This window comes from Streptomyces sp. CNT372 (assembly GCF_000377145.1).
Window position 1 is genome coordinate 57,681 of record NZ_KB897783.1, and the last position, 21,488, is coordinate 79,168.

Sequence of the window (21,488 nt, forward strand, 5' to 3'; positions counted from 1 at the left end):
GTGCCCGAGCGAACTGAAGGAGTGGTCATGAGCACCCGGTACCCGTTCACCGCGGTCGTCGGGATGGACGATCTGCGGCTGGCGCTGCTGCTCAACGCCGTCAGCCCGGCGGTGGGCGGTGTGCTGGTCCGCGGCGAGAAGGGCACGGCCAAGAGCACCGCCGTGCGCGCCCTCGCGGATCTGCTGCCCGAGGTCGCGGTGGTGGCCGGCTGCCGGTTCTCCTGCGACCCGGGCGCCCCCGACCCGGCCTGTCCGGGCGGCCCGCACACCGACGCGGCCCCGGCCTCCCGGCCCGCGCGGATGGTCGAACTGCCCGTCGGCGCCTCGGAGGACCGGCTGGTGGGCGCCCTCGACATCGAACGCGCCCTCGCGGAGGGCGTGAAGGCCTTCGAGCCGGGTCTGCTCGCGGACGCGCACCGGGGCATCCTCTACGTGGACGAGGTGAACCTCCTCCACGACCATCTGGTCGACCTGATGCTGGACGCCGCCGCGATGGGCGCCTCGTACGTCGAGCGGGAGGGCGTCTCGGTGCGGCACGCCTCGCGGTTCCTGCTGGTGGGGACGATGAACCCGGAGGAGGGCGAGCTGCGGCCGCAGCTGCTGGACCGGTTCGGCCTCACCGTGGAGGTCGCCGCCTCCCGGGACCCGGAACAGCGGGTGGAGGTCGTCCGGCGGCGGCTGGCGTACGACGACGACCCGGCGGCCTTCGCGGCGCGCTGGGCGGGCGAGGAGGCGGAGCTGCGGGACCGGGTGACGGCCGCGCGGGACCTGCTGCCCCGGGTGGCCCTCGGTGACGTGGCGCTCCGTCAGATCGCGGCCACCTGCGCCGCGTTCGAGGTGGACGGCATGCGGGCGGACATCGTGATGGCCCGGACCGCGACCGCGCTGGCCGCGTGGGCGGGGCGGGAGGAGGTCGCCGAGGAGGACGTCCGGCAGGCGGCCCTGCTGGCGCTGCCGCACCGGCGGCGCCGCAATCCCTTCGACGCGCCGGGGCTGGACGAGACCACACTCGACGAGACGCTGGACGAGTTCGGCGGCGACGATCCGGAGCCCGATCCCGACCCGGAGCCGGACGGTCCCGGCCCCGACGGCGGGGGCGGTGGCGTACCCCCGCAGGGCCACGGCCCCGGCGACTCCCCGGACGCGGCCCCCGAGGACACCGCGCCCCCCGAGGAGTCCGGGGAGCGGCCGGACGCTTCCGAGCCCCGGGGCGCTCCTGCCGCCGCCCCGCGCGGCGCGGGCGAGCAGCAGCCGGTGCGCGCCGCCGAGCCGTACCGGACGCGGATGCTGAGCGTCCCCGGGCTCGGCGAGGGCGCGGCGGGGCGCAGGTCCCGGGCGCGGAGCGAGCACGGCCGCACCACCGGCGCGCGCCGCCCGCGCGGCGGGCTGACCAAGCTCCACCTCGCGGCGACCGTGCGGGCCGCCGCACCGCACCAGCGGGCGCGCGGCCGAAACGGCGCGGGCCTGGTGGTCCGCCGGGACGACCTGCGCCAGGCGGTCCGGGAGGGCCGCGAGGGCAATCTGGTGCTCTTCGTGGTGGACGCCTCCGGTTCCATGGCGGCCCGGCAGCGGATGGGCGCGGTCAAGGGTGCGGTGCTGTCGCTGCTGCTCGACGCGTACCAGCGCCGGGACAAGGTCGGCCTGATCACCTTCCGGGGGCGGGACGCGGCGCTGGCGCTGCCGCCGACCTCCTCGGTGGACGCCGCGGCGGCCCGGCTGGAGTCCCTGCCGACCGGTGGGCGCACCCCGCTCGCCGAGGGGCTGCTGAAGGCGCACGAGACCCTGCGGGTGGAGCGGCTGCGCGACCCCTCGCGGCGTCCGCTGCTCGTCGTCGTCACCGACGGCCGGGCGACCGGGGCGGGGGACGCGTACGGTCTGGCGCTGCGCGCGGCGCGGCTCCACGCGGCCGAGGGGACCGCCGCCGTGGTCGTGGACTGCGAGTCGGGGTTCGTGCGCCTCGGTCTGGCCGGCGCCCTCGCCGCCGAACTCGGCGGCACCGCCGTCACCCTGGACGAGCTGCGGGCCGACGCCCTCGCCGGGCTCGTCAAGCACGTCCGTGAGGACCGTACCGACCACGCCCCGAGGAGGGCCGCGTAATGCCCAAGGGACAGCCGTCCGTCGTGCCCGACGACGGGCTCACCACGCGTCAGCGCCGCAACCGGCCCCTGGTCTTCGTGCACACCGGGATCGGCAAGGGGAAGTCCACGGCCGCGTTCGGGCTGGCGCTGCGGGCGTGGAACCAGGGCTGGCCGGTCGGGGTGTTCCAGTTCGTGAAGTCGGCCAAGTGGAAGGTCGGCGAGGAGAACGCGCTCAAGGTGCTGGGCGCGAGCGGGCAGGGCGGCACGGTCGCCTGGCACAAGATGGGCGAGGGCTGGTCCTGGATCCAGCGGGAGCCCGCCGAGGGCGAGCAGAGCAACGAGGACAAGGCCCGGGAGGGCTGGGAGCAGGTCAAGCGGGACCTGGCCGCCGAGACGCACAGGCTCTACGTGCTCGACGAGTTCGCCTATCCGCTGCACTGGGGCTGGATCGACACCGACGAGGTGATCGAGGTGCTGCGCGCCCGTCCGGGCACCCAGCACGTGGTGATCACCGGGCGGAACGCGCCGCAGAAGCTGGTGGACTTCGCGGACCTGGTGACCGACATGTCGAAGGTCAAGCACCCGATGGACGCCGGGCAGAAGGGTCAGCGGGGCATCGAGTGGTAGCACGTCTCGTCATCGCCGCGCCGTCCTCCGGGGCGGGCAAGACCACCGTCGCGACCGGGCTGATGGCCGCGTTCGCCGGGCGGGGTCTCGCGGTGTCCCCGCACAAGGTCGGCCCGGACTACATCGACCCCGGCTACCACGCGCTGGCCACCGGGCGGCCCGGCCGGAACCTGGACGCCTACCTCTGCGGCACCGACCTGGTCGGGCCGCTGTTCGCGCACGGCGCGCGCGGCTGCGAACTGGCCGTGGTCGAGGGTGTGATGGGCCTCTACGACGGGGCCGCCGGGCAGGGGGAACTGGCATCCACCGCGCAGGTGGCGAAGCTGCTGCGCGCCCCCGTGGTGCTGGTGGTGGACGCCTCCTCGCAGTCCCGGTCGGTGGCCGCGCTGGTGCACGGCTTCGCCTCCTGGGACCCGGGGGTGCGCATCGGCGGGGTGATCCTCAACAAGGTGGCCACCGACCGGCACGAACATCTGCTGCGGGAGGCGCTCGGCGGCTCCGGCGTGCCCGTGCTGGGTGTGCTGCGGCGGGCGCCCGCCGTGGCGACGCCGTCGCGGCATCTGGGCCTCGTGCCGGTCGCGGAACGGCGGACGGAGGCGGTCGACGCGGTGCGGGCGCAGGCCGAGCAGGTGCGGGAGGGCTGCGACCTGGACGCGCTGCTGGCGCTGGCCCGGTCGGCGCCGGAACTGCCGGACGCGCCGTGGGAGGCGGGGGCGGCGCTCGCGGCGGAGGGCTCCGCGCGGGGTGGGCCGGACGGGGAGCGGCCGGTGGTCGCCGTGGCGGGCGGGGCCGCTTTCACCTTCTCGTACGCGGAGCACGTCGAACTGCTGACGGCCGCCGGGGCGGAGGTCGTGCCCTTCGACCCACTGCACGACGAGGACCTGCCGGCCGGGACCCGGGGCCTGGTGATCGGCGGCGGGTTCCCGGAGGTGTACGCGCCGGAGCTGTCGGCGAACGAGCCGCTGCGCAAGGCGGTCGAGGCGCTCGCCGAGTCGGGGGCACCGGTGGCGGCGGAGTGCGCGGGCCTGCTGTATCTGGCGCGTTCCCTCGACGGGAAGCCGATGTGCGGGGTCCTCGACGCCGACGCACGGATGACCGGGCGGCTCACCCTGGGCTACCGGGAGGCCGTCGCGATCGCGGACAGCCCGCTGGCGGCGGCGGGAACGCGGCTGCGGGGGCACGAGTTCCATCGCACGGTGCTGGAGCCGGGCGCGGGTCCGGTGCCCGCGTGGGGGATGGTCCGCCCCGAACGCCGGGTGGAGGGCTGGGCGCGGGGCGGGGTGCACGCGAGCTATCTGCACACGCACTGGGCCTCGCGGCCGGGGGTCGCCGCCCGGTTCACGGCGGCCTGCGCGGCCGTCCGTCCGGTGCCGTGAGCCCGCCCGGGCGGGGCTCACTCGGCGAGGCCCACCACCAGCCAGACGAAGGCCACTCCCCCGGCGGTGCACAGCAGGGTGGAGCGCGCCGGGTGGTCGTGGTGCGCCTCGGGCAGGATCTCGGCGGCGGCCAGGTAGAGCAGCGCGCCGCCGAAGAACCCGAGGTAGCTGCCGAGGAGTTCGGCGGGGAGCGTGAACAGCAGGGTGGACGCGGCCCCGACGACGGGCGCCAGCGCGGCGGCCACCAGCATCAGCAGGGCGCGGCGGCGGGTGTTCCCGTACATGCTGGTGAGGGTGTACGTGTTGAAGCCGTCGGCGAAGTCGTGGGTGACGACGGCGAGGGCGACGGTCCAACCCATGCCGCCGTCCACCTGGAAGGCGGCGCCGATCGCGATGCCGTCCATCAGGCTGTGGGTCACCATCGCGGCGGCGGCCGTCATCCCGACCTGCGGCACCCGGTGCTCCCCGCCGTGGGCCGCGTGGCGGACGGCGAGGAGGCGTTCCACGAGGTGGGCGAGGAGGAAGCCGCCGACGAACAGCAGCAGCGCCTGCGGGACGCCGAACACGGGGCGGCCCGCCGACTCCAGTGCCTCCGGCAGGAGTTCGAGCCCGACGACGCCGAGCATCAGCCCGCCCGCGAGACCGAACACGAGGTGCCGGCGGTCGGTGACGCGATGCGCCATCCAGCCGCCGAACAGCGTCATCAGGAACGCGCCGAGCGCGACGAACACGGCCATGGGGCCTGCCTAGCCCATCGACCGGTCCTGGTGCGACCCGCGCCCACCGGGGTTCACCCGGTTGCGCGCTCCCCGCGCCACGGGGTGCGTTCCGGGCCGCCCGGGCCCGCACCGGGCGCGACCGGGCGGGGTGCGGGGGCATGCTCCGACACGGCCGGGCGGGGCCCCGCCTGGGCGGGGGTCGGTGGTTCGACGGCCGGGGCGGACGCGGCCCGGGCGGGCTCCCCGGTGGCCGGGCGGAGACCTGGCGCGTGCCCCGACGCCCCCGGGCAGGGTTCCGGGGCGGACGCGGCCCGGGCGGGCTTCCCGGCGGCCGGCCCGGGAGCCGACCACGGCGCCGATGTGCCGGGCCCGGCGGGTCCACCCGCGATCGGCGCGGATTCCGGCCCTGCCGGGCCGAGTTCGCAGGCAGCCCGGCGGGGCCCCGCCTCGGCGGAGCCGGCCCCGGAGGGCGCCGGGCCCACCGGGGCGGGCGGATCGGGTCGTCCGCCGGGCACGGCCGGAGCCGGTACGGCCGGGGCCGGTACGGCCGGGGCCGGTACGGCCGGGGCCGGTACGGCCGGGGCGGGCTCCCGCGGAGCCGGGCCGCGCACCGCCCGGGCGGGGGCGGGTCCGGCCGGTCCGAGCGGTGCCCGTCCGCGGGACCTCGTGGTCGGGGTCGGGGCGTCGCGGGGGGTGGCGGCCTCGGATGTGCTCGCGCTGATCCGGGCGGCGCTGGACGGGGCCGGGTTGGCGGAGGCCCGGGTCGGCGTGCTGGTGACGCTCGACAGCCGCGCGGCGGAGGCGGGGCTCGTCGAGGCCGCGCGGTGGCTCGGCGTACCGCTGGTGGGCCGGAGCGCCGCCGAGTTGGCCGGCGTACCCGTACCCGGCGGCTCGGCGCGCGTGCTCGCCGCCGTCGGCACGCCCTCGGTCGCCGAGGCGGCCGCGCTCGCGGGCGGCGGAACGCTGCTGGTGCCCAAGCAGGTGTCCCGGCCGGCGGGCGGGCGGCCCGGTGTGACGTGTGCCATCGCACGGACCGGATCCCGCCCGCCCGTGACCTCTGCCGGTATCGGACCGCAGGCGACATGATGGCCGTCGTGTGTTCTTCGACCCCCCACATACCGAGGAGACCCACCGTGTCCCGTCCTTCCCTCCCCCTGCGCGGGCGCCATGTACACGAGTTCTGACCACGACGACCGCGCCGCGCTGCCCGAGCGGCCCGCGGGCGGGCACGATCTGCGTCACCACGGGGACGCCGAGGTCCGCGACGGCGCCCCCGGCCTCGTCGACCTCGCCGTCAACGTGCGCGCCGGGACCCCGCCGCACTGGCTGCGGGAGCGCATGGCCGACGCCCTCGGCTCACTGGCCGCGTACCCGGACGGCCGGGCGGCGCGGGCCGCCGTCGCCCGGCGGCACGGGCTGCCGGTGAACCGGGTGCTGCTCACCGCAGGTGCGGCGGAGGCGTTCGTGCTGCTGGCCCGTGCCCTGCGGGTGCGCCGGCCGGTGGTGGTGCACCCGCAGTTCACCGAGCCGGAGGCCGCCCTGCGGGACGCCGGGCACGAGGTCGGGCGGGTGCTGCTGCGCGAGTCGGACGGCTTCCGGCTGGACCCGGCCGCGGTGCCGGAGGCGGCGGACCTGGTGGTGATCGGCAACCCGACGAATCCCACCTCGGTGCTCCACCCGGCGGACCGGATCGCCGAACTGGCCCGCCCCGGGCGGCTGCTGGTGGTGGACGAGGCGTTCATGGACGCCGTTCCGGGCGAGGTGGAGGCCCTGGCCGGGCGTACGGACGTGCCGGGGCTGGTGGTGCTGCGCAGCCTGACCAAGACCTGGGGCCTGGCGGGGCTGCGGATCGGCTACGTCCTCGCGGAGCCGGGCACGATCGCGGCGCTGGAGCGGGCGCAGCCGCTGTGGCCGGTGTCCACGCCGGCGCTGGCCGCCGCGGAGGCGTGCATGGGTGCGGCGGCGCTGGCGGAGGCCTCGGGCGCGGCGGAGCGGATCGCGGCGGACCGGGCCCATCTGCTGGCGGGGCTGGCCGAGTTCGACGAGGTACGCGCGGTGGAGGCGGCGGCCGGGCCGTTCGTGCTGGTCCGGGTGCGCCGCGCGCGCGAGGTACGGGAGCGGCTGCGCGGGCTGGGGTTCGCGGCCCGGCGCGGGGACACGTTCCCGGGTCTGGACGGCGAGTGGCTGCGGCTGGCCGTCCGGGACCGGGCGACGACGAATCGTTTCCTTCAGGCACTGGACCAGGCGCTGACGGCGGTCGGCTGACGGCGGTGGGCTGACGGCGGCCGGGTGACGGCGGTGGGCCGACCGACCGCCGGGCCGGAACGCGGCCGGCCGGGCCCTCCCCCCTCGGTGGGCCCGGCCGGCCGCCGGCCGTCCGTCGGTCAGCCGCCTGCTCAGCCCTGGTCGCCCGCGCGGCGCCGGGAGATCACGAGCGCCGCCGCGCCGCCGACCAGCAGCAGCCCGGCGCCGCCCGCGATGTACGGGGTGGCCGAGCTCCCGCCCGTGGCGGCGAGGTTCTCCTGCGGCTCCTGGGCCGACTGCGCCGCGATGTTCTTCTCCGGGGCCTTCGACGGCTCCTCCTCGCCGGGCTCCTCGGGGGCCGGCTCGGCGGGCTTCTCCTCCGCGGGCTTCTCCTCGGCCGGCTTCTCGGGTGCCTTCGGTGACTCGCAGGTGGCCTCGACGAGGGTGATCTCGCCGTCGACCTCGGCGACGTTGAGATCCAGCGGGTTGACGGAGACCGTGAGCCGGAGCGCGGTCGCGGCGGCCGTCGTGGAGGTGGTGCTCGTCCGGGAGACGTCCAGGGTCACCTTGCCGACCTTGGGCACGTCCACGACGGTCGGCCCGCCCGCGGAGAGGGTGACCTTCTTGCCGAGGACCTTCACATGGCCGAGCAGGTTGGACTTCGCGGTGGGCTGCTCGCCCGCCACGCAGACGGCCTCGGAGGTGACCTGCTCCACCTCGACCAGGGAGAGCAGCGGCAGGCCGGGGACGTGCACCCGGGCCTTGACCAGCTTGCTGGACGCCTCCGCCCGGCCCTCCTCGACGGTCGCCGCCGAGGAAGCCACGTCGGCCCGCAGGACCCTGACCGGCCGGCCCTTCTCCACACCGTCCAGGGTCACGGTGAGGGCGGTCTTCTCGGCGCTCGCGGGGGCCTGCACCTCGTTGAGGGTGGCCTCCAGGGGGACGTGGACCGACTTGTTGAGCAGGCCGACGTCGAGACCGGCCCGGAGGACGACCGCGGTCGCCTTCCCTTCGCCGCCGGTGGCGTGCGCGGGCGCGGCCAGCGCGAGGGGCCCCGCGATCAGGGCGGCGGCGGCCGTCGCCGCCGCGGTCCGGCGGGCGGACGTCCGTGCGGACGTGCGGAAGGTGTTGCTGTTCACGGTGGTGGAACCCCCACAGGAGACATGGCGTCGCCGGACCGCCCGCGGGGACACGCGGGCGGTCGTCCGGGCGACCAAGACACGGGAATCTTTGCGCACGGAGAGTGAACGCACAGACACCTGAGGTCAGTTCACTCCAAAGGGGGGTTTCCGCGTCTCTATTCGATTCCCGTGGCACGTGCGTTCGCGCCCGCCTCCCCCGTCACCCGGCCGGGGAGGTGCGCCCGGCGTGACCAGGGGCGCACCGGGTTCGCGGGCCGGAAGTGTCTCAACGACCCGCGCGGGCCCCGGGTCACGTTCGGTCAACCGGGCGCACACTCGCCGGGCCGGTCCCGAGGGACGCGCGCCGGCCCGGGCCCGGGGCCCGCCGGGGCTCAGCCGATGATCCGCCCGTTCAGGACCACCCGCCGGGGCTCAGCCGATGATCCGCCCGTTCAGCACCACCCGCCGCGGCCCGGCCAGGGCCCGGACGTCGGCGCGCGGGTCCTCGTCGTAGACGACCAGGTCCGCCGGGGCGCCCTCCTCCAGGACCGGGCGGCCGAGCCAGCGCCGGGCGCCCCAGGTGGTCGCGGAGAGCGCGTCCAGCGGCGGGATGCCCGCCTTCACCAGCTCGGCGACCTCCTCGGCGACCAGCCCGTGGGCGAGGGAGCCGCCCGCGTCGGTGCCGACGAAGACGGGCACACCCGCGTCCCAGGCCGCGCGCACCGTGTCGTAGCGCCGCGCGTGGAGCCGGCGCATATGGGCCGACCAGCGGGGGAACTTCGCCTCCCCGCCGTCCGCGAGGTGCGGGAAGGTGGCGATGTTGACCAGGGTGGGGACGATGGCGACGCCGCGTTCCGCGAAGAGCGGGACGGTCTCCTCGGTGAGGCCGGTGGCGTGCTCGATGCAGTCGATGCCCGCCTCCACCAGGTCCCGCAGGGAGTCCTCGGCGAAGCAGTGCGCGGTGACCCGGGCGCCGAGGCGGTGCGCCTCGGCGATGGCCGCCTCGACCTCGCCGCGCGGCCAGCAGGGGGTCAGGTCGCCCGCCTCCCGGTCGATCCAGTCGCCGACCAGCTTGACCCAGCCGTCGCTCCGCCGGGCCTCCCGGGCGACATACGCGACGAGGTCCCCGGGCTCGATCTCATGGGCGTAGTTGCGGATGTAGCGGCGGGTGCGGGCGATGTGGCGGCCCGCACGGATGATCTTCGGGAGGTCCTCGCGGTCGTCGATCCAGCGGGTGTCGGAGGGGGAACCGGCGTCGCGGATGAGCAGGGTGCCCGCGTCCCGGTCGGTGAGGGCCTGCTTCTCGCTGGTCTCCGCGTCGACCGGGCCGTGCGCGTCCAGGCCGACGTGACAGTGGGCGTCGACCAGTCCGGGCAGGGCCCAGCCGCGCACGGTGAGGGCCTCGGCACGGGGGCGCTCGTAGGTGATCCGGCCGTCCACCACCCACAGCTCGTCCCGCGCCTCGTCCGGGCCGAAGAGCACCCGTCCCGTCACATGCAGCACCGTCTGCTCGCTCATACCAGGCACTGTACGAGGCGTGCCGGACCCGGTACGAGGCCCCTCGATAGGCTCGGGCGGACCGCCCGGGACACGAGAACCACGGGAACGACGAGAACCACGAGAGAGCCGAGCACCGCCGTGACGCACCCCCTGCTGGACCTCGCCCCGCTGACCGCGGCGCACTTCGCCGACATCGAGCGCTCGGTGGCCGCCCTGATGAACACCGAGCAGGACGTGGTGATCATGCAGGGCGAGGCGCTGCTGCCGCTGGAGGGGTGCATCCGCGGCGGTGCGCCCCGCGGGTCCACGGCGCTGAACGTGGTCACCGGCCCCTACGGACAGACCTTCGGCGACTGGCTGCGTGACTGCGGCGCCACGGTGGTGGACCTGGAGGTCCCGTTCGACACCGCGGTGACGGCCGCACAGGTCGCCGGGGCCCTGGCGGAGCGCCCGGAGATCGGTTTCGTCTCCCTGGTGCACGCCGAGGCCGCGACGGGCAACACCAACCCGGTCGCGGAGATCGGCGAGGTGGTCCGGGCGCACGGCGCGCTGTTCATGCTGGACGCGGTCGCCTCGGTGGCCGCCGAGCCGCTGCTGACGGACGCGTGGGGCGTCGACCTGTGCGTGATCGGCGCGCAGAAGGCGATGGGCGGGCCCGCCGGGGTGTCGGCGGTTTCGGTGAGCGAGCGGGCCTGGGAGCGGCTCGCGGCCAACCCTGACGCGCCCCGGCGCTCGTACCTGTCGCTGCTGGACTGGAAGGAGCGCTGGATCGACGCCGGGCGCAGGGCCCTGCCGCACGCCCCGGCGCAGCTGGAGATGCTGGCCCTGCAGGCGTGCGTGGAGCGGATCGGGGCCGACGGACCGGCCGCGGTGCGGGCGCGCCACGCCTCGGCCGCGGCGGCGACGCGGGCGGGTGTGCTGGCTCTCGGCGGCGGGCTCGCCCCGTTCGTGCGCCGGGCGGCGGAGGCCGCCCCGGTGGCGACCACCCTGCGGGTGTCCGAGGGGATGGACGCCCGGGACCTGGTGACCACGGCCCTGGCGGCCGACCCCTCGCTGCCGCTGGTCGCGGGTGGCGGGGCGCTGGCCGAGGTGATGATCCGCGTCAACCACTACGGCCCGGCCGCGACCCGCGGCACGGTGCAGTCCTCGCTGGCGGCGCTGGGTGCGGCGGTGGCGGCCCGGGGCGGCCGGGTGGACCTGGAGGGGGCGCTGCGGGCGGCCGGCGAGGCGTTCACCGGATAGCGCGACGAATTACTGTGCGCATCCACGGCGACACCGCGAAGGGATGCGCACGGGAATTCACCCGATAAATGGAACCGACACACGGGTGGCGATTTCCCTTGATTAGCTTCCATCATTCTGCTGCCCGCGATCCGAGAGGCTAAACGCCCGGATCTCCAACGATTCCATTGACGTTCGGAGACGGTTCCCATGAGGTCGCAGGAGTGTGACCGAGATAACACAAAGGTCGTTTTGCCCGGATTTTCCCGTGCAATATGGGACGTTCCCGCTCCCGACGGCCTCCGGCTCGCGCCCGCGCGATAACACATCCGACGCGTCCACCCAACCCCTCCGCACGATGCGATCTGCGAATTTGCTCGGTAAATTCAATTTGCATGACCGCCGCACAAGAAGACCTTGTACGAGCCCGAGACGCATTCCCGGAAAACGCGGACTCCCCGGAGCCGCCGCAGATCGACACCCCACGAGTGGAGGACGGAGCCGCGATCTGGCGCATCGCCCGCGACTCCGAGGTCCTGGACCTCAACTCCTCGTACAGCTACCTGCTGTGGTGCCGCGACTTCGCCGCCACCTCCGTGGTGGCGCGGGGCAGGGACGGCGAACCGATCGCCTTCGTCACCGGTTACGTACGCCCCGACCGCCCGGAGGCCCTCGTCGTCTGGCAGGTCGCCGTCGACAAGGCGCACCGCGGCCGGGGGCTCGCCGGCGTCCTGCTGGACGCGCTGACGGCCAAGGTGGCCGGCGGGCGCGGGGTCCGTGAGATCGAGACCACCATCACGCCGGACAACACGGCGTCCGACCGGTTGTTCACCTCCTACGCACAGCGCCACGACGCGCCCCTGAGCCGCGAGGTCCTCTTCGACGGCGGGCTGTTCCCGGAGGGCACCCACCAGCCCGAGGTGCTCTACCGCATCGGCCCTCTCGCCGCGTAGCAGCAGGCTCCGGTCCGCCGCACCCCGCCACCCCCATCTTCTTGGAGACGTGATGACCATCACCCCGCCCGCCCTCAGCGTGTTCCAGACCCTGGAGTCCGAGGTCCGCAGCTACTGCCGCGGCTGGCCCGCCGTGTTCGACCGTGCCCAGGGGAGCTACCTGCACGACGAGGACGGCCACACCTACCTGGACTTCTTCGCCGGCGCCGGTTCGCTCAACTACGGGCACAACAACCCCGTCCTGAAACGCGCTCTGATCGACTACATCGAGCGCGACGGCATCACCCACGGCCTGGACATGGCGACCACGGCCAAGCGAGGCTTCCTGGAGACCTTCCAGAACGTGGTGCTCCGCCCGCGCGACCTGCCCTACAAGGTCATGTTCCCGGGGCCGACGGGCACCAACGCTGTCGAGGCCGCGCTGAAGCTGGCCCGCAAGGTGAAGGGGCGCGAGGCCATCGTCTCGTTCACCAACGCCTTCCACGGCATGTCGCTGGGCGCGCTCGCCGTCACCGGCAACGCGTTCAAGCGGGCCGGCGCGGGCATCCCGCTGGTGCACGGCACCCCGATGCCCTTCGACAACTACTTCGACGGCCAGGTCCCGGACTTCCTGTGGTTCGAGCGGCTGCTGGAGGACCAGGGCTCCGGTCTCAACAAGCCCGCCGCCGTGATCGTGGAGACGGTGCAGGGCGAGGGCGGCATCAACGTGGCCCGGCCCGAATGGCTGCGCGCGCTCAAGGAGCTGTGCGAGCGCCAGGACATGCTGCTGATCGTCGACGACATCCAGATGGGCTGCGGCCGCACCGGCGGGTTCTTCTCCTTCGAGGAGGCCGGCATCACGCCGGACATCGTCACGCTGTCCAAGTCCATCAGCGGCTACGGACTGCCCATGTCCCTCTGCCTGTTCAAGCCGGAGCTGGACATCTGGGAGCCGGGCGAGCACAACGGCACCTTCCGCGGGAACAACCCGGCCTTCGTGACCGCGGCCGCCGCGCTGAACGCCTACTGGGCCGACGGCCAGATGGAGAAGCAGACCCTCGCCCGCGGCGAGCAGGTCGAGCGGGCGCTGCTGTCCATCGTCGACGAGGCCGGCGACAAGGGTGTCAGCTTCCGCGGCCGGGGCCTGGTGTGGGGCATGGAGTTCGAGGACAAGGCGCGCGCCGGACGGGTCTGCGCCCGCGCCTTCGAGCTGGGCCTGCTCCTGGAGACCTCCGGGCCGGAGAGCGAGGTCGTCAAGCTGCTGCCGCCGCTGACCGTCTCGCCCGACGAACTGGACGAGGGCCTGCGCATCCTGGCGCGCTCCGTCCGCGAGACCGTCTGACCCCACCGGACTCCCCGGCACCGCCGAGGGAGCCACACCGAGAGACAGAGAGGTAGCGAGGCACTGTGATCGTCCGATCGTTCAAGGACATCGAGAACACCGACCGCCATGTGAAGGCCGCGTCCGGCACATGGGAGAGCAAGCGCATCGTGCTCGCCAAGGAGAAGGTCGGCTTCTCGCTGCACGAGACCGTGCTGTACGCGGGGACGGAGACGTCGATGTGGTACGCGAACCACATCGAGGCCGTGCTCTGCGTCGAGGGCGAGGCCGAGCTGACCAACGACGAGACGGGCGAGACCCACTGGATCGAGCCCGGCACGATGTACCTGCTCGACGGGCACGAGAAGCACACCATGCGCCCGAAGACCGATTTCCGCTGTATCTGCGTCTTCAACCCTCCCGTCACCGGACGGGAGGACCACGACGAGAACGGCGTCTACCCGCTGCTGACGGAGGAGGGCTGATCTCCATGACCACCGCACCCGAACGCACCGACCTCTATCCGACCCGTGGCGCCTCGGAGGTGAAGACCCCGCGCAAGGACCCGGTCGTCTGGTCGGCGCCCGGCGCCCCCGGCCCGATCACCACGGCCGACCTGATGGGCTTCGAGCGGGACGGCTTCCTCACCGTCGACCAGCTCGTCACCGACGAGGAGGTGGCCGTCTACCGGGCCGAACTGGACCGGCTGGTCACCGACCCGGCGGTGCGCGCCGACGAGCGCTCGATCATCGAGCCCAAGTCCCAGGACGTCCGGTCCGTGTTCGAGGTACACCGGATCAGCGAGGTCTTCGCGAACCTGGTGCGCGACGAGCGCGTGGTGGGCCGGGCCCGCCAGATCCTCGGCTCGGACGTCTACGTCCACCAGTCGCGGATCAACGTGAAGCCCGGCTTCGGGGCCTCCGGGTTCTACTGGCACTCGGACTTCGAGACCTGGCACGCCGAGGACGGTCTGCCGAACATGCGGACCGTGTCCGTCTCGATCGCGCTGACCGAGAACCTGGACACCAACGGCGGTCTGATGATCATGCCGGGATCGCACAAGACCTTCCTCGGCTGCGCGGGCGAGACGCCGAGGGACAACTACAAGAAGTCGCTCCAGATGCAGGACGCGGGCACCCCGTCCGACGAGGCGCTCACGGGCTTCGCGGACGAGCACGGCATCCGGCTGTTCACCGGCCGGGCCGGGTCCGCGACCTGGTTCGACTGCAACTGCATGCACGGCTCGGGCGACAACATCACGCCCTACCCGCGCAGCAATGTGTTCATCGTGTTCAACAGCGTGGAGAACACGGCGGAGGAGCCGTTCGCGGCTCCGGTGCGCAGGCCCGAGTTCATCGGGGCGCGCGACTTCACCCCGGTGCGGTAGCGCCGCGCGCTGCGTTCACCCGGTCCCGGCCCCGTCTCGCGGGCCGGGGCCGGGTGGGCGTCGGGTGTCAGGTGTCGGGTGTCGGGCGTCAGCCCAGGGCCGGGTAGTCCGTGTAGCCCCGGTCGCCACCGCCGAAGAAGGTCGACGGGTCGGGGGTGTTGAACGGTCCCCCGGCCCGCAGCCGTGCGGGCAGGTCCGGGTTGGCCAGGAACAGCGCGCCGTAGGAGACCAGGTCGGCGACGCCCTCCTCGACGAGCGCGAGGGCGTCCGGGCCGGTCGGGCCCTCGGTCGCCGGGTTGAGGACGACCGTCCCGGAGAACAGCTTGCGCAGGGCGAGGACCAGCTCCCGCTGCTCGGGCCCCGCCTCGATGATGTGCAGATAGGCGAGGCCCAGCGGCGCCAGCTCACGGGCGAGGGCCGTGTAGACCGCCTCCGGCTCCGGCTCGTCGATGTCGTTGTACGGGTTCCCGGGCGAGATCCGCAGGGCGGTGCGCTCGGGGCCGATCTCCTCGGCCACCGCCCGCGCGGTCTCCACCGCGAAACGGACGCGGTTCTCCTCCGCGCCGCCCCACCGGTCGCTGCGCAGATTGGTGTTGGGCGCGAGGAACTGGTGGATCAGATAGCCGTTGGCGCCGTGCAGTTCCACACCGTCGAAGCCGGCCTCGACCGCGTTGCGCGCGGCGGCGGCGAAGTCGGCGATCGTGGCCCGCACCTCCTCCCCGCTCAGCTCGGCCGGGACGACGAAGTCGAGCGGGCCGTCGTGCGTGAAGACCTGCCCCTTGGCGGCGACCGGTGAGGCGCCGACGGGGGTGAGGTCGCCGGGCAGCAGCGAGGGGTGCCCGATCCGGCCGGCGTGCATCAGCTGCGCGAAGATCGTGCCGCCCGCCGCGTGCACGGCGTCGGTCACCTCGCGCCAGGCGGCGATCTGCTCGCGGCTGTGCAGGCCCGGAGTGTCCGGATAGCCCTGGCCCACGGCGGAGGGCTGGGTGCCCTCGGTGATGATCAGCCCCGCGCCGGCACGCTGCCGGTAGTACTCGACGACCGACGGCGTGGGCGTCAGGCCGGGACCGTGGGCGCGGCTGCGGGTCATCGGGGCCATGGCGATGCGGTTGGCGAGCTGCCGGCCGGCGAGCCGGACGGGGTCGAAAGCGGTGGTCATGAACGCCCCCAGGGGATTTACGTGGTCGGCCAATGAACTGTCCGGGCCACACTGTACCTCATTCATTGGCCGACCAAGATAGAATGTGTGGGAGCATTTCAGCCGCGTGGGCCAGCCGCCCGTGCGGTCGGGAACCGAACAGCCGACACATCGCGTAAACGAGCAGAGCAGCGCGGGCCGCGCGCCCGCGGCCGAGGAGGCCACCATGTCCGCAGCCGCGCCCGGCCCCCAGGGCGACCCCGTCTGTACCGACGCGCTCCCGCTCGCCGCCCGCGGCGGCCCGGTGAGCCACGCCCTCTCCCGGGTCGCCCGGCTGCACCGCATCGCCGCGGGCAAGCTGCTGCGGCGCCTGGACCTCTACCCCGGCCAGGAGTTCCTGATGATGCGCCTGTGGGGCGCGGGGCCGGTGCGCCAGTCGGAGCTGATCCGGGAGGTCGGTCTGGACCCCTCCACGGTCACCAAGATGCTCCAGCGCCTGGAGCAGACCGGCCATGTCAGCCGCAGCCCCGACCCCGGTGACCGGCGCGCGGTGATGGTCGAGGCGACCCAGCGCAGTTGCGCGCTCCTCGCCGACGTCTCCGCCGCGTGGACCGAGCTGGAGGAGCACACCCTCGCGGGCCTGGAGCCGGACGAGCGCGCCGAACTCGCCCGGCTGCTGGGCAAGGTGGAGGAGAGCCTGCGTACCCAGACGGCGGACTGCCCGCAGGTCCGGGCCCGGGCGGCCCACTGACGCCGCGCCGGGCGCAGGCCCGGGCGGCCCACTGACGCCGCGCTGGGCGCAGGCCGGGCGGGGGACTGACGCCGGGCGGGGCGCTCCGGGTCCGGATTTCCCGGACCTCCGGGGGCGCCCCGGGCGGCGCCCGGCGTGGGCCTACGCCCGGCCCGGCGCGGGCCTACGCCAGCAGGTCCAGGGTCCGGTCCACGTCCGCCGCCGTGTTGTACAGGTGGAACGCGGCCCGCAGACCGCCCGCCCGGGCCGAGACCGCCACGCCCGCGGCGGCCAGCGCCCCGGCCCGGTCGCCGAGCCCCGGCACGGCGACGACCGCCGAGTCCGCCTCCACCGCCGGGCGTCCCAGCTCCGCGAGGCCCGCGCGGAAACGCCGGGCCAGGCCCAGCGCGTGCCCGCCCAGCACGTCCACCCCGATCTCCTCGACCAGCGCCAGCGACCGCCGGCCCCCGTGGTACGAGAGGAACGAGGGCGGGGCGTCGAAGCGGCGTGCCGAGTGCGCGAGTTCACCGATCGGCCCGTAGGTCGTCTCCCACAGGCGCTCGGCGGCGAAGGTCCCCGCGTGCACCGGGACCAGTTCCCGCTGCGCCTCCTCGGTGACCGTCAGGAAGGAGACACCGCGCGGGCAGAGCAGGAACTTGAAGGCGCCGGTCACGGTGTAGTCCCACTCCCCCGCGCGCAGCGGCAGCCAGCCCGCCGACTGGCTCGCGTCCAGCAGGGTGCGGGCCCCGTGGGCCGCTGCGGCCGCGCGGACGGCGGCCAGGTCGGCGATCCGGCCGTCCGAGGACTGCACGGACGACAGGGCGACGAGGGCGGTGTCCGGCCCCACCGCCCCGGCCAGCTTCTCCAGCGGAGCGAACCGGGTACGCAGGTCGCCCCGGACGGTGAACGGGGTGATGACGGAGGCGTACTCGCCCTCGGGGAACAGGATCTCGGCTCCCGGCGGCATGGACGCGGCGATCAGTCCGACGTGTACCGAGACCGAGCCGCCGACGGCGACCCGGGCCGGGTCGACGCCGGTGAGCCGGGCGAACGAGGCGCGGGAGTCCTCCACCGCGTCCCAGTCGCCGGACCCGCCGGCCCGGCCCTCGGCGAGTTCCTGGGCGAGGCGGCCGATCGCGCGTACCGAGCGGTGCGGCAGCAGCCCGCAGAGAGAGGTGTTCAGATACGCCGACGCGGGCGCGAACTCACCGGCGGCCGACGGGTGGAGGTCCCCGGCACTCTGTGTACGGTCCATGCGGTCACCCTCCGTCGCCCGGTGCCCACCGGTCAATGACGCCTCGCACCGGGACCCCGGCCGCAATCCCGGTGCGCTGCCGACGGGACCCCCGGTAGCGTGCCGCGCATGCCCGCTCCCCGCCCCCTCGTCCAGCCGCTGCGCGCGGGCCACGCCAGCGCCCTGCTCGCCTTCGAGCGGGAGAACCGCGCGTATTTCGCCGCCTCGGTCCCGGACCGGGGCGACGCGTACTTCGCGGAGTTCGGCTCCCGGCACACGGCCCTGCTCGCCGAACAGGCCACCGGGGCCTGCTTCTTCCATGTCCTGGTGGACGGGACGGGCACGGTCCTCGGCCGGGTCAACCTGGTGGACGCGGCGGACGGCTGCGCCGAACTGGGCTACCGCATCGCCCGGAGCGCGGCCGGCCGGGGCCTGGCGACGGCCGCCGTGCACGAGGTGTGCGCACTGGCGGCGGACGTGTACGGACTGACCGCGCTCCGCGCGGTGACCACACTGGACAACACCGCCTCCCTGACGGTCCTGGCCCGCACGGGCTTCACCCCCACCGGCCCGACGCGGGTGGCGGGCCGCCCGGGCACGTCCTTCACCCGTCGGCTGGACGCCCCGGGGACCTGACGCCGTCCGGCCCGGGGCGTTACGCGGGGACGCCGCCGGGCCGGAGCGTCAGGCCCGGATGTCGCACGCGCCGTCCGGCCCGCAGGCCGCCGCGTCGGGGGCGTCGGCGGGGCCGACGGTCCTGAGCAATGGATGCCTGCGAATAATCGAGAATCACACCGGACAGAGATCCCTTCGGATCATCATGCTTGCGCTGTTGTGTCCGACGACGACGGGAACAGCCATGGCCAGGCGACTGCGGGTCCTCGGGAGCACGTCCGGAGTAGGCGACTGCCCGACTCTGTACGAGGACCTGGACACGGGGGAAGTGCTCGTGCAGGGGGACGCGGTGAGCGACCCCACGGACGTGGCACAGCTCAAGTACGTCAAGGAAGGGGAAGCCTTCGTGGTGGTGCCTCGGGCCCTGCTGGCGAACTTCTCGCCGAGGGAGGTCACGCACGTGCCGGAGTTCGTTCCGCAACAGAAGATCAGCGAGTTCATCAACGATGGGTTCGAGCACACCGCATGGCGGCTGGAAACGCGCAGTGGCTACGCGTCCGACCAGGCAATGCCCTCCTACCAGGAGTTCCTGCGGACCGGCCACACGGCGGGAGAAGTCGGCCATCCGTGGTTCGCCAACGTCCGGCGCATGGTGGACGGCGGCAAGCGGTTCGAGCGCGTTCGCATCGTGGACAACCCTCCGACCACTGGACAGCGGTATCTACTCGCCTGCGCACGGACGAACGTCGCAGCCGGCGAGGACATCCGTCATCTGTGGCGTGCCGACGCCGAGCGCCGCGGAGTGAACCTCTCGGACTTCTGGCTGTTCGACTCCCGCACCGTGGCGCGCTTCCACTTCGATGGTGAGCGCACCATCGGCATGGAGCTGATCACTGACCCGGCGGAAGTGCTACGGGCCTGCCAGACCCGGGATGCCGCGTGGCATCACGCGGTCCCCTATCAGGAGTTCGCGGCTCGGGTACCGTCCGCCGAGTGAGTACGGACTTTCAGCAAGCCCGCGTCTCCCTCGGTGCACGCCTGCGGGAGCTGCGCACCGAGGGCGGGCTTACGGGCCGTGACCTGGCCGCCCGGCTTGAGTGGGGACAGTCCAAGATCAGCAAGCTGGAGACCGGCAGGCAGACACCGACCGTCGCTGATCTCACCGCGTGGGCCGAAGGGACCGGGAACAAGGGAGCAACCGGCGAACTGATCGGGCGACTGCGCGGGCTGGAGACGCAGTACCGGTCCTGGCGCCGCCAACTGGCGGGCGGATACCGCGCCGTACAAGAGGCGCACCGGGCACAGGCCCGGAGAACCCGCTCCCGCCGCAGCTTCGATCCGGCGCTGATACCCGGCCTTTTGCAGACCCCGGATTACGCGCGCTCCGTCCTGACGCGCTACTCCGCGATCCATACCGCCCCCAGGGACATAGAGGCCGCCGTGCAGGCGCGCATGGGGCGCCAGGACATCCTCACGGATCAGAGTCGGGCGTTTCACTTCCTCGTCTGGGAGGGAGCCCTGCGAGCCCGCCCCTGCCCGTCCGCTGTGCTCGGCGCGCAGCTCGACCGGATCGTCGGCCGGCTCGGTCCCGGGAACGTCAGGGTGGGGATCGTGCCGTTCGAAGCGGACCTGAACGTACCCGCCGGGGTCGGGTTCTCCCTGCACGACGGCCGTCTCGTGATCACCGAGACCTGGCACGCCGAGATGTGGCTCGACGATCCGGAGGACGTCGCACTGCACGTTCGAGCGTGGGAGGCGCTGGAAGAAAGCGCCCTCTACGGGGCCGAGGCACATCGTGTGCTCGCGCGGGCCAAGCAGTTCTTGAGCCCGCGAGAATAACCGCGAATACGGACCGTCCTGTTTCCCGCGCCTTCCCTAGCGTTCTGGCATGCAGAGTTCAGATGCGAAGGGCGGGTCGGTGGGCCGAAACCGTCCGAACGTCACAGGCGTAGCGCGATGGCGCTGCGCGCTCCCCGGGACAGCGGAAGGACGCAGCGTCCCGAGCCCCTCGCGCGGAATCTGCTCTCCCTTGAAAGCGAACGCAGTCAGACACGGGTACCGCCGGGGGGAGCCCGGCAAGGCCGTCTGCACCGAGTTCCGCCGCTGACCGAGAGGGGCATCCATGGAGTCATCCGACCGCGCGCGGCTCGACACGTACTTCGGCAAGATCGCCGAAACGTTCACACCGCCCGAACTTCCGTCCTCGCTGCTGATCACTCATCTGCTGATCGAGCGACCTGCGTTCGTCGCTGCGGTGGGCAAGGTGACGAAGCTGCGAGCCGTGCTGCCCAAGCCCAAGTCCATCCACGCCGGTGCGCGCCGAGAAATCGAGCAGACACTGGCGTGCGACAAGCTGTCGCGCGGCATGTTCGGTGACCCGGACACCGCGGTGTCCTACCTGGAGACCAGAGCAGCCGGCGAGAACGTCGTTCTTCTCGACGTGGGCGGGTATTTCGCTCCCTCGCTGGACGCGCTCTGCGAACAGTTCTCGGGAACCGTCCTCGGTGTGGTGGAGGACACCGAGAACGGCCACAAGCGCTACGCGGAGCGGGCCAAGCTGCCGTGCCCCGTGGTCTCGGTGGCCCGGAGTCCGCTGAAGGACCCGGAAGACTTCCTGGTCGGTCAGTCCGTCGTGTTCTCGGCGGAGGCGCTGTTACGGCAGCGCGGGGACATCCTGCACGGGCGCCCTGCCCTGGTCCTCGGGTTCGGCAAGCTCGGATCCAGCATCGCTCGTCTGCTGCACGTCAAGGGCGTGCGGGTCATCGTCTACGACATCGACCCCGTACGGCGCGCACAGGCCATGTCACAGGGATTCGAGGTTGCCCGGGACCGCGACCAGGCAGTAGCCACGGCCGGACTGGTGCTGTGCGCGACGGGAGCGCTGTCCCTGCGCGGCGAGGACTTCCCGCAACTCAAGAACGGCGCCTACGTGGCGACCGTGACCAGCTCGGAAGACGAGTTGGAGTTGAGCGGACTGCCCTCGGGCTACGTCCGCGACAGCGCCGGCGAGCACGTGAGCCGGTACAGCACGACCGGGCACTACTTCTATCTGCTGAATGGGGGCGAGGCGGTCAACTTCATCCACGGCGCAAGCGTTGGACCGTTCATCTTCCTCGTTCAGTCAGAAATCCTCGCGGGCGCGGCCTTGCTCGCTCGCGGTGGTCTCGATGCGGCCATGCACGAGGTACCCGCCAAGGACCGGGCAGCCATCGCGGCTACCTGGCTTCACTACTACAACAGGTGAA

At 73.5% G+C, this 21,488-nt stretch carries 20 protein-coding genes; 15 read left to right on the top strand and 5 right to left on the bottom strand.

Features of this window, described 5'->3' with window-relative positions; all coding sequences use genetic code 11:
• Positions 1-27 precede the first annotated feature (27 nt).
• The 3 genes from C593_RS0117355 to C593_RS0117365 are packed head-to-tail and all read left to right on the top strand — an operon-like array spanning position 28 to position 4,081.
• Positions 28-2,097, top strand: coding sequence for a putative cobaltochelatase (locus C593_RS0117355; protein WP_018848573.1), 2,070 nt, complete (start codon positions 28-30; stop codon positions 2,095-2,097).
• Complete coding sequence (gene cobO, locus C593_RS0117360) at positions 2,097-2,705, top strand: cob(I)yrinic acid a,c-diamide adenosyltransferase (RefSeq protein ID WP_018848574.1); 609 nt, start codon at positions 2,097-2,099, stop codon at positions 2,703-2,705. Before C593_RS0117355 ends, cobO begins: the two co-directional genes overlap by 1 nt.
• A complete protein-coding gene (locus C593_RS0117365; protein ID WP_018848575.1) occupies positions 2,699-4,081 on the top strand; it encodes a cobyrinic acid a,c-diamide synthase CobB in 1,383 nt (460 codons plus the stop codon). Before cobO ends, C593_RS0117365 begins: the two co-directional genes overlap by 7 nt.
• A 17-nt stretch (positions 4,082-4,098) precedes the next feature.
• Here the strand turns inward: C593_RS0117365 and C593_RS0117370 are convergent, their stop codons facing one another.
• Entirely contained in the window at positions 4,099-4,818 is a 720-nt protein-coding gene (locus tag C593_RS0117370) for a ZIP family metal transporter (protein ID WP_018848576.1), read from the bottom strand.
• Positions 4,819-5,466: 648 nt separating this feature from the next.
• Here C593_RS0117370 and C593_RS33845 point away from each other — a divergent pair.
• Positions 5,467-5,886, top strand: coding sequence for a cobalamin biosynthesis protein (locus C593_RS33845; protein WP_018848577.1), 420 nt, complete (start codon positions 5,467-5,469; stop codon positions 5,884-5,886).
• 81 nt (positions 5,887-5,967) lie between these two features.
• Positions 5,968-7,065 carry an Rv2231c family histidinol phosphate aminotransferase CobC gene (cobC, locus tag C593_RS0117380; protein WP_018848578.1) on the top strand — a complete coding sequence of 366 codons (1,098 nt, stop codon included), beginning with the start codon at positions 5,968-5,970 and terminating at the stop codon, positions 7,063-7,065.
• 131 nt (positions 7,066-7,196) lie between these two features.
• On the opposite strand, the gene C593_RS0117385 is transcribed toward cobC, so the two are convergent.
• Both C593_RS0117385 and C593_RS0117390 read right to left on the bottom strand, forming a co-directional pair.
• The gene (locus C593_RS0117385; RefSeq protein WP_018848579.1) at positions 7,197-8,183 is read right to left on the bottom strand and encodes an SCO1860 family LAETG-anchored protein; all 987 of its coding nucleotides are present in this window, start codon (positions 8,181-8,183) and stop codon (positions 7,197-7,199) included.
• A 414-nt stretch (positions 8,184-8,597) separates the two neighbouring features.
• A complete protein-coding gene (locus C593_RS0117390; protein WP_018848580.1) occupies positions 8,598-9,683 on the bottom strand; it encodes an amidohydrolase family protein in 1,086 nt (361 codons plus the stop codon).
• 120 nt (positions 9,684-9,803) lie between these two features.
• Between C593_RS0117390 and C593_RS0117395 the strand changes: the two genes are divergently transcribed.
• The 5 genes from C593_RS0117395 to thpD all read left to right on the top strand — a co-directional run bounded on the left by C593_RS0117395 (position 9,804) and on the right by thpD (position 14,526).
• Entirely contained in the window at positions 9,804-10,907 is a 1,104-nt protein-coding gene (locus C593_RS0117395) for an aminotransferase class V-fold PLP-dependent enzyme (RefSeq protein WP_018848581.1), read from the top strand.
• Positions 10,908-11,281: 374 nt separating this feature from the next.
• Positions 11,282-11,839 carry a diaminobutyrate acetyltransferase gene (ectA, locus tag C593_RS0117400; RefSeq protein WP_078521633.1) on the top strand — a complete coding sequence of 186 codons (558 nt, stop codon included), beginning with the start codon at positions 11,282-11,284 and terminating at the stop codon, positions 11,837-11,839.
• Positions 11,840-11,891: 52 nt separating this feature from the next.
• Complete coding sequence (gene ectB, locus C593_RS0117405; protein WP_018848583.1) at positions 11,892-13,160, top strand: diaminobutyrate--2-oxoglutarate transaminase; 1,269 nt, start codon at positions 11,892-11,894, stop codon at positions 13,158-13,160.
• Between the two features lie 65 nt (positions 13,161-13,225).
• The gene (locus C593_RS0117410) at positions 13,226-13,624 is read left to right on the top strand and encodes an ectoine synthase (protein ID WP_018848584.1); all 399 of its coding nucleotides are present in this window, start codon (positions 13,226-13,228) and stop codon (positions 13,622-13,624) included.
• A 5-nt stretch (positions 13,625-13,629) separates the two neighbouring features.
• Entirely contained in the window at positions 13,630-14,526 is an 897-nt protein-coding gene (gene thpD / locus C593_RS0117415) for an ectoine hydroxylase (RefSeq protein ID WP_018848585.1), read from the top strand.
• An 88-nt stretch (positions 14,527-14,614) separates the two neighbouring features.
• Here the strand turns inward: thpD and C593_RS0117420 are convergent, their stop codons facing one another.
• Positions 14,615-15,685, bottom strand: a complete 1,071-nt coding sequence (locus C593_RS0117420) for an alkene reductase (RefSeq protein WP_018848586.1) — start codon at positions 15,683-15,685, stop codon at positions 14,615-14,617.
• A 205-nt stretch (positions 15,686-15,890) separates the two neighbouring features.
• On the opposite strand from C593_RS0117420, the gene C593_RS0117425 reads away from it, so the two are divergent.
• Positions 15,891-16,415, top strand: a complete 525-nt coding sequence (locus tag C593_RS0117425; protein WP_018848587.1) for a MarR family winged helix-turn-helix transcriptional regulator — start codon at positions 15,891-15,893, stop codon at positions 16,413-16,415.
• Between the two features lie 163 nt (positions 16,416-16,578).
• Here the strand turns inward: C593_RS0117425 and C593_RS0117430 are convergent, their stop codons facing one another.
• Positions 16,579-17,649 carry an aminotransferase class V-fold PLP-dependent enzyme gene (locus tag C593_RS0117430; RefSeq protein ID WP_018848588.1) on the bottom strand — a complete coding sequence of 357 codons (1,071 nt, stop codon included), beginning with the start codon at positions 17,647-17,649 and terminating at the stop codon, positions 16,579-16,581.
• A 108-nt stretch (positions 17,650-17,757) separates the two neighbouring features.
• Here C593_RS0117430 and C593_RS0117435 point away from each other — a divergent pair, with 108 nt between their 5' ends.
• The 4 genes from C593_RS0117435 (at position 17,758) to C593_RS0117450 (ending at position 21,487) form a co-directional block, all read left to right on the top strand.
• Positions 17,758-18,264: a GNAT family N-acetyltransferase gene (locus C593_RS0117435; protein ID WP_018848589.1), complete on the top strand. Its 507-nt coding sequence runs from the start codon at positions 17,758-17,760 to the stop codon at positions 18,262-18,264.
• Positions 18,265-18,487: 223 nt separating this feature from the next.
• Positions 18,488-19,240: a DUF6879 family protein gene (locus tag C593_RS0117440; protein WP_018848590.1), complete on the top strand. Its 753-nt coding sequence runs from the start codon at positions 18,488-18,490 to the stop codon at positions 19,238-19,240.
• Positions 19,237-20,082, top strand: coding sequence for a Scr1 family TA system antitoxin-like transcriptional regulator (locus tag C593_RS0117445; RefSeq protein WP_018848591.1), 846 nt, complete (start codon positions 19,237-19,239; stop codon positions 20,080-20,082). The genes C593_RS0117440 and C593_RS0117445 overlap by 4 nt, the downstream gene beginning before the upstream one ends.
• A 283-nt stretch (positions 20,083-20,365) precedes the next feature.
• Positions 20,366-21,487 carry an adenosylhomocysteinase gene (locus C593_RS0117450; RefSeq protein ID WP_018848592.1) on the top strand — a complete coding sequence of 374 codons (1,122 nt, stop codon included), beginning with the start codon at positions 20,366-20,368 and terminating at the stop codon, positions 21,485-21,487.
• Position 21,488 lies beyond the last annotated feature (1 nt).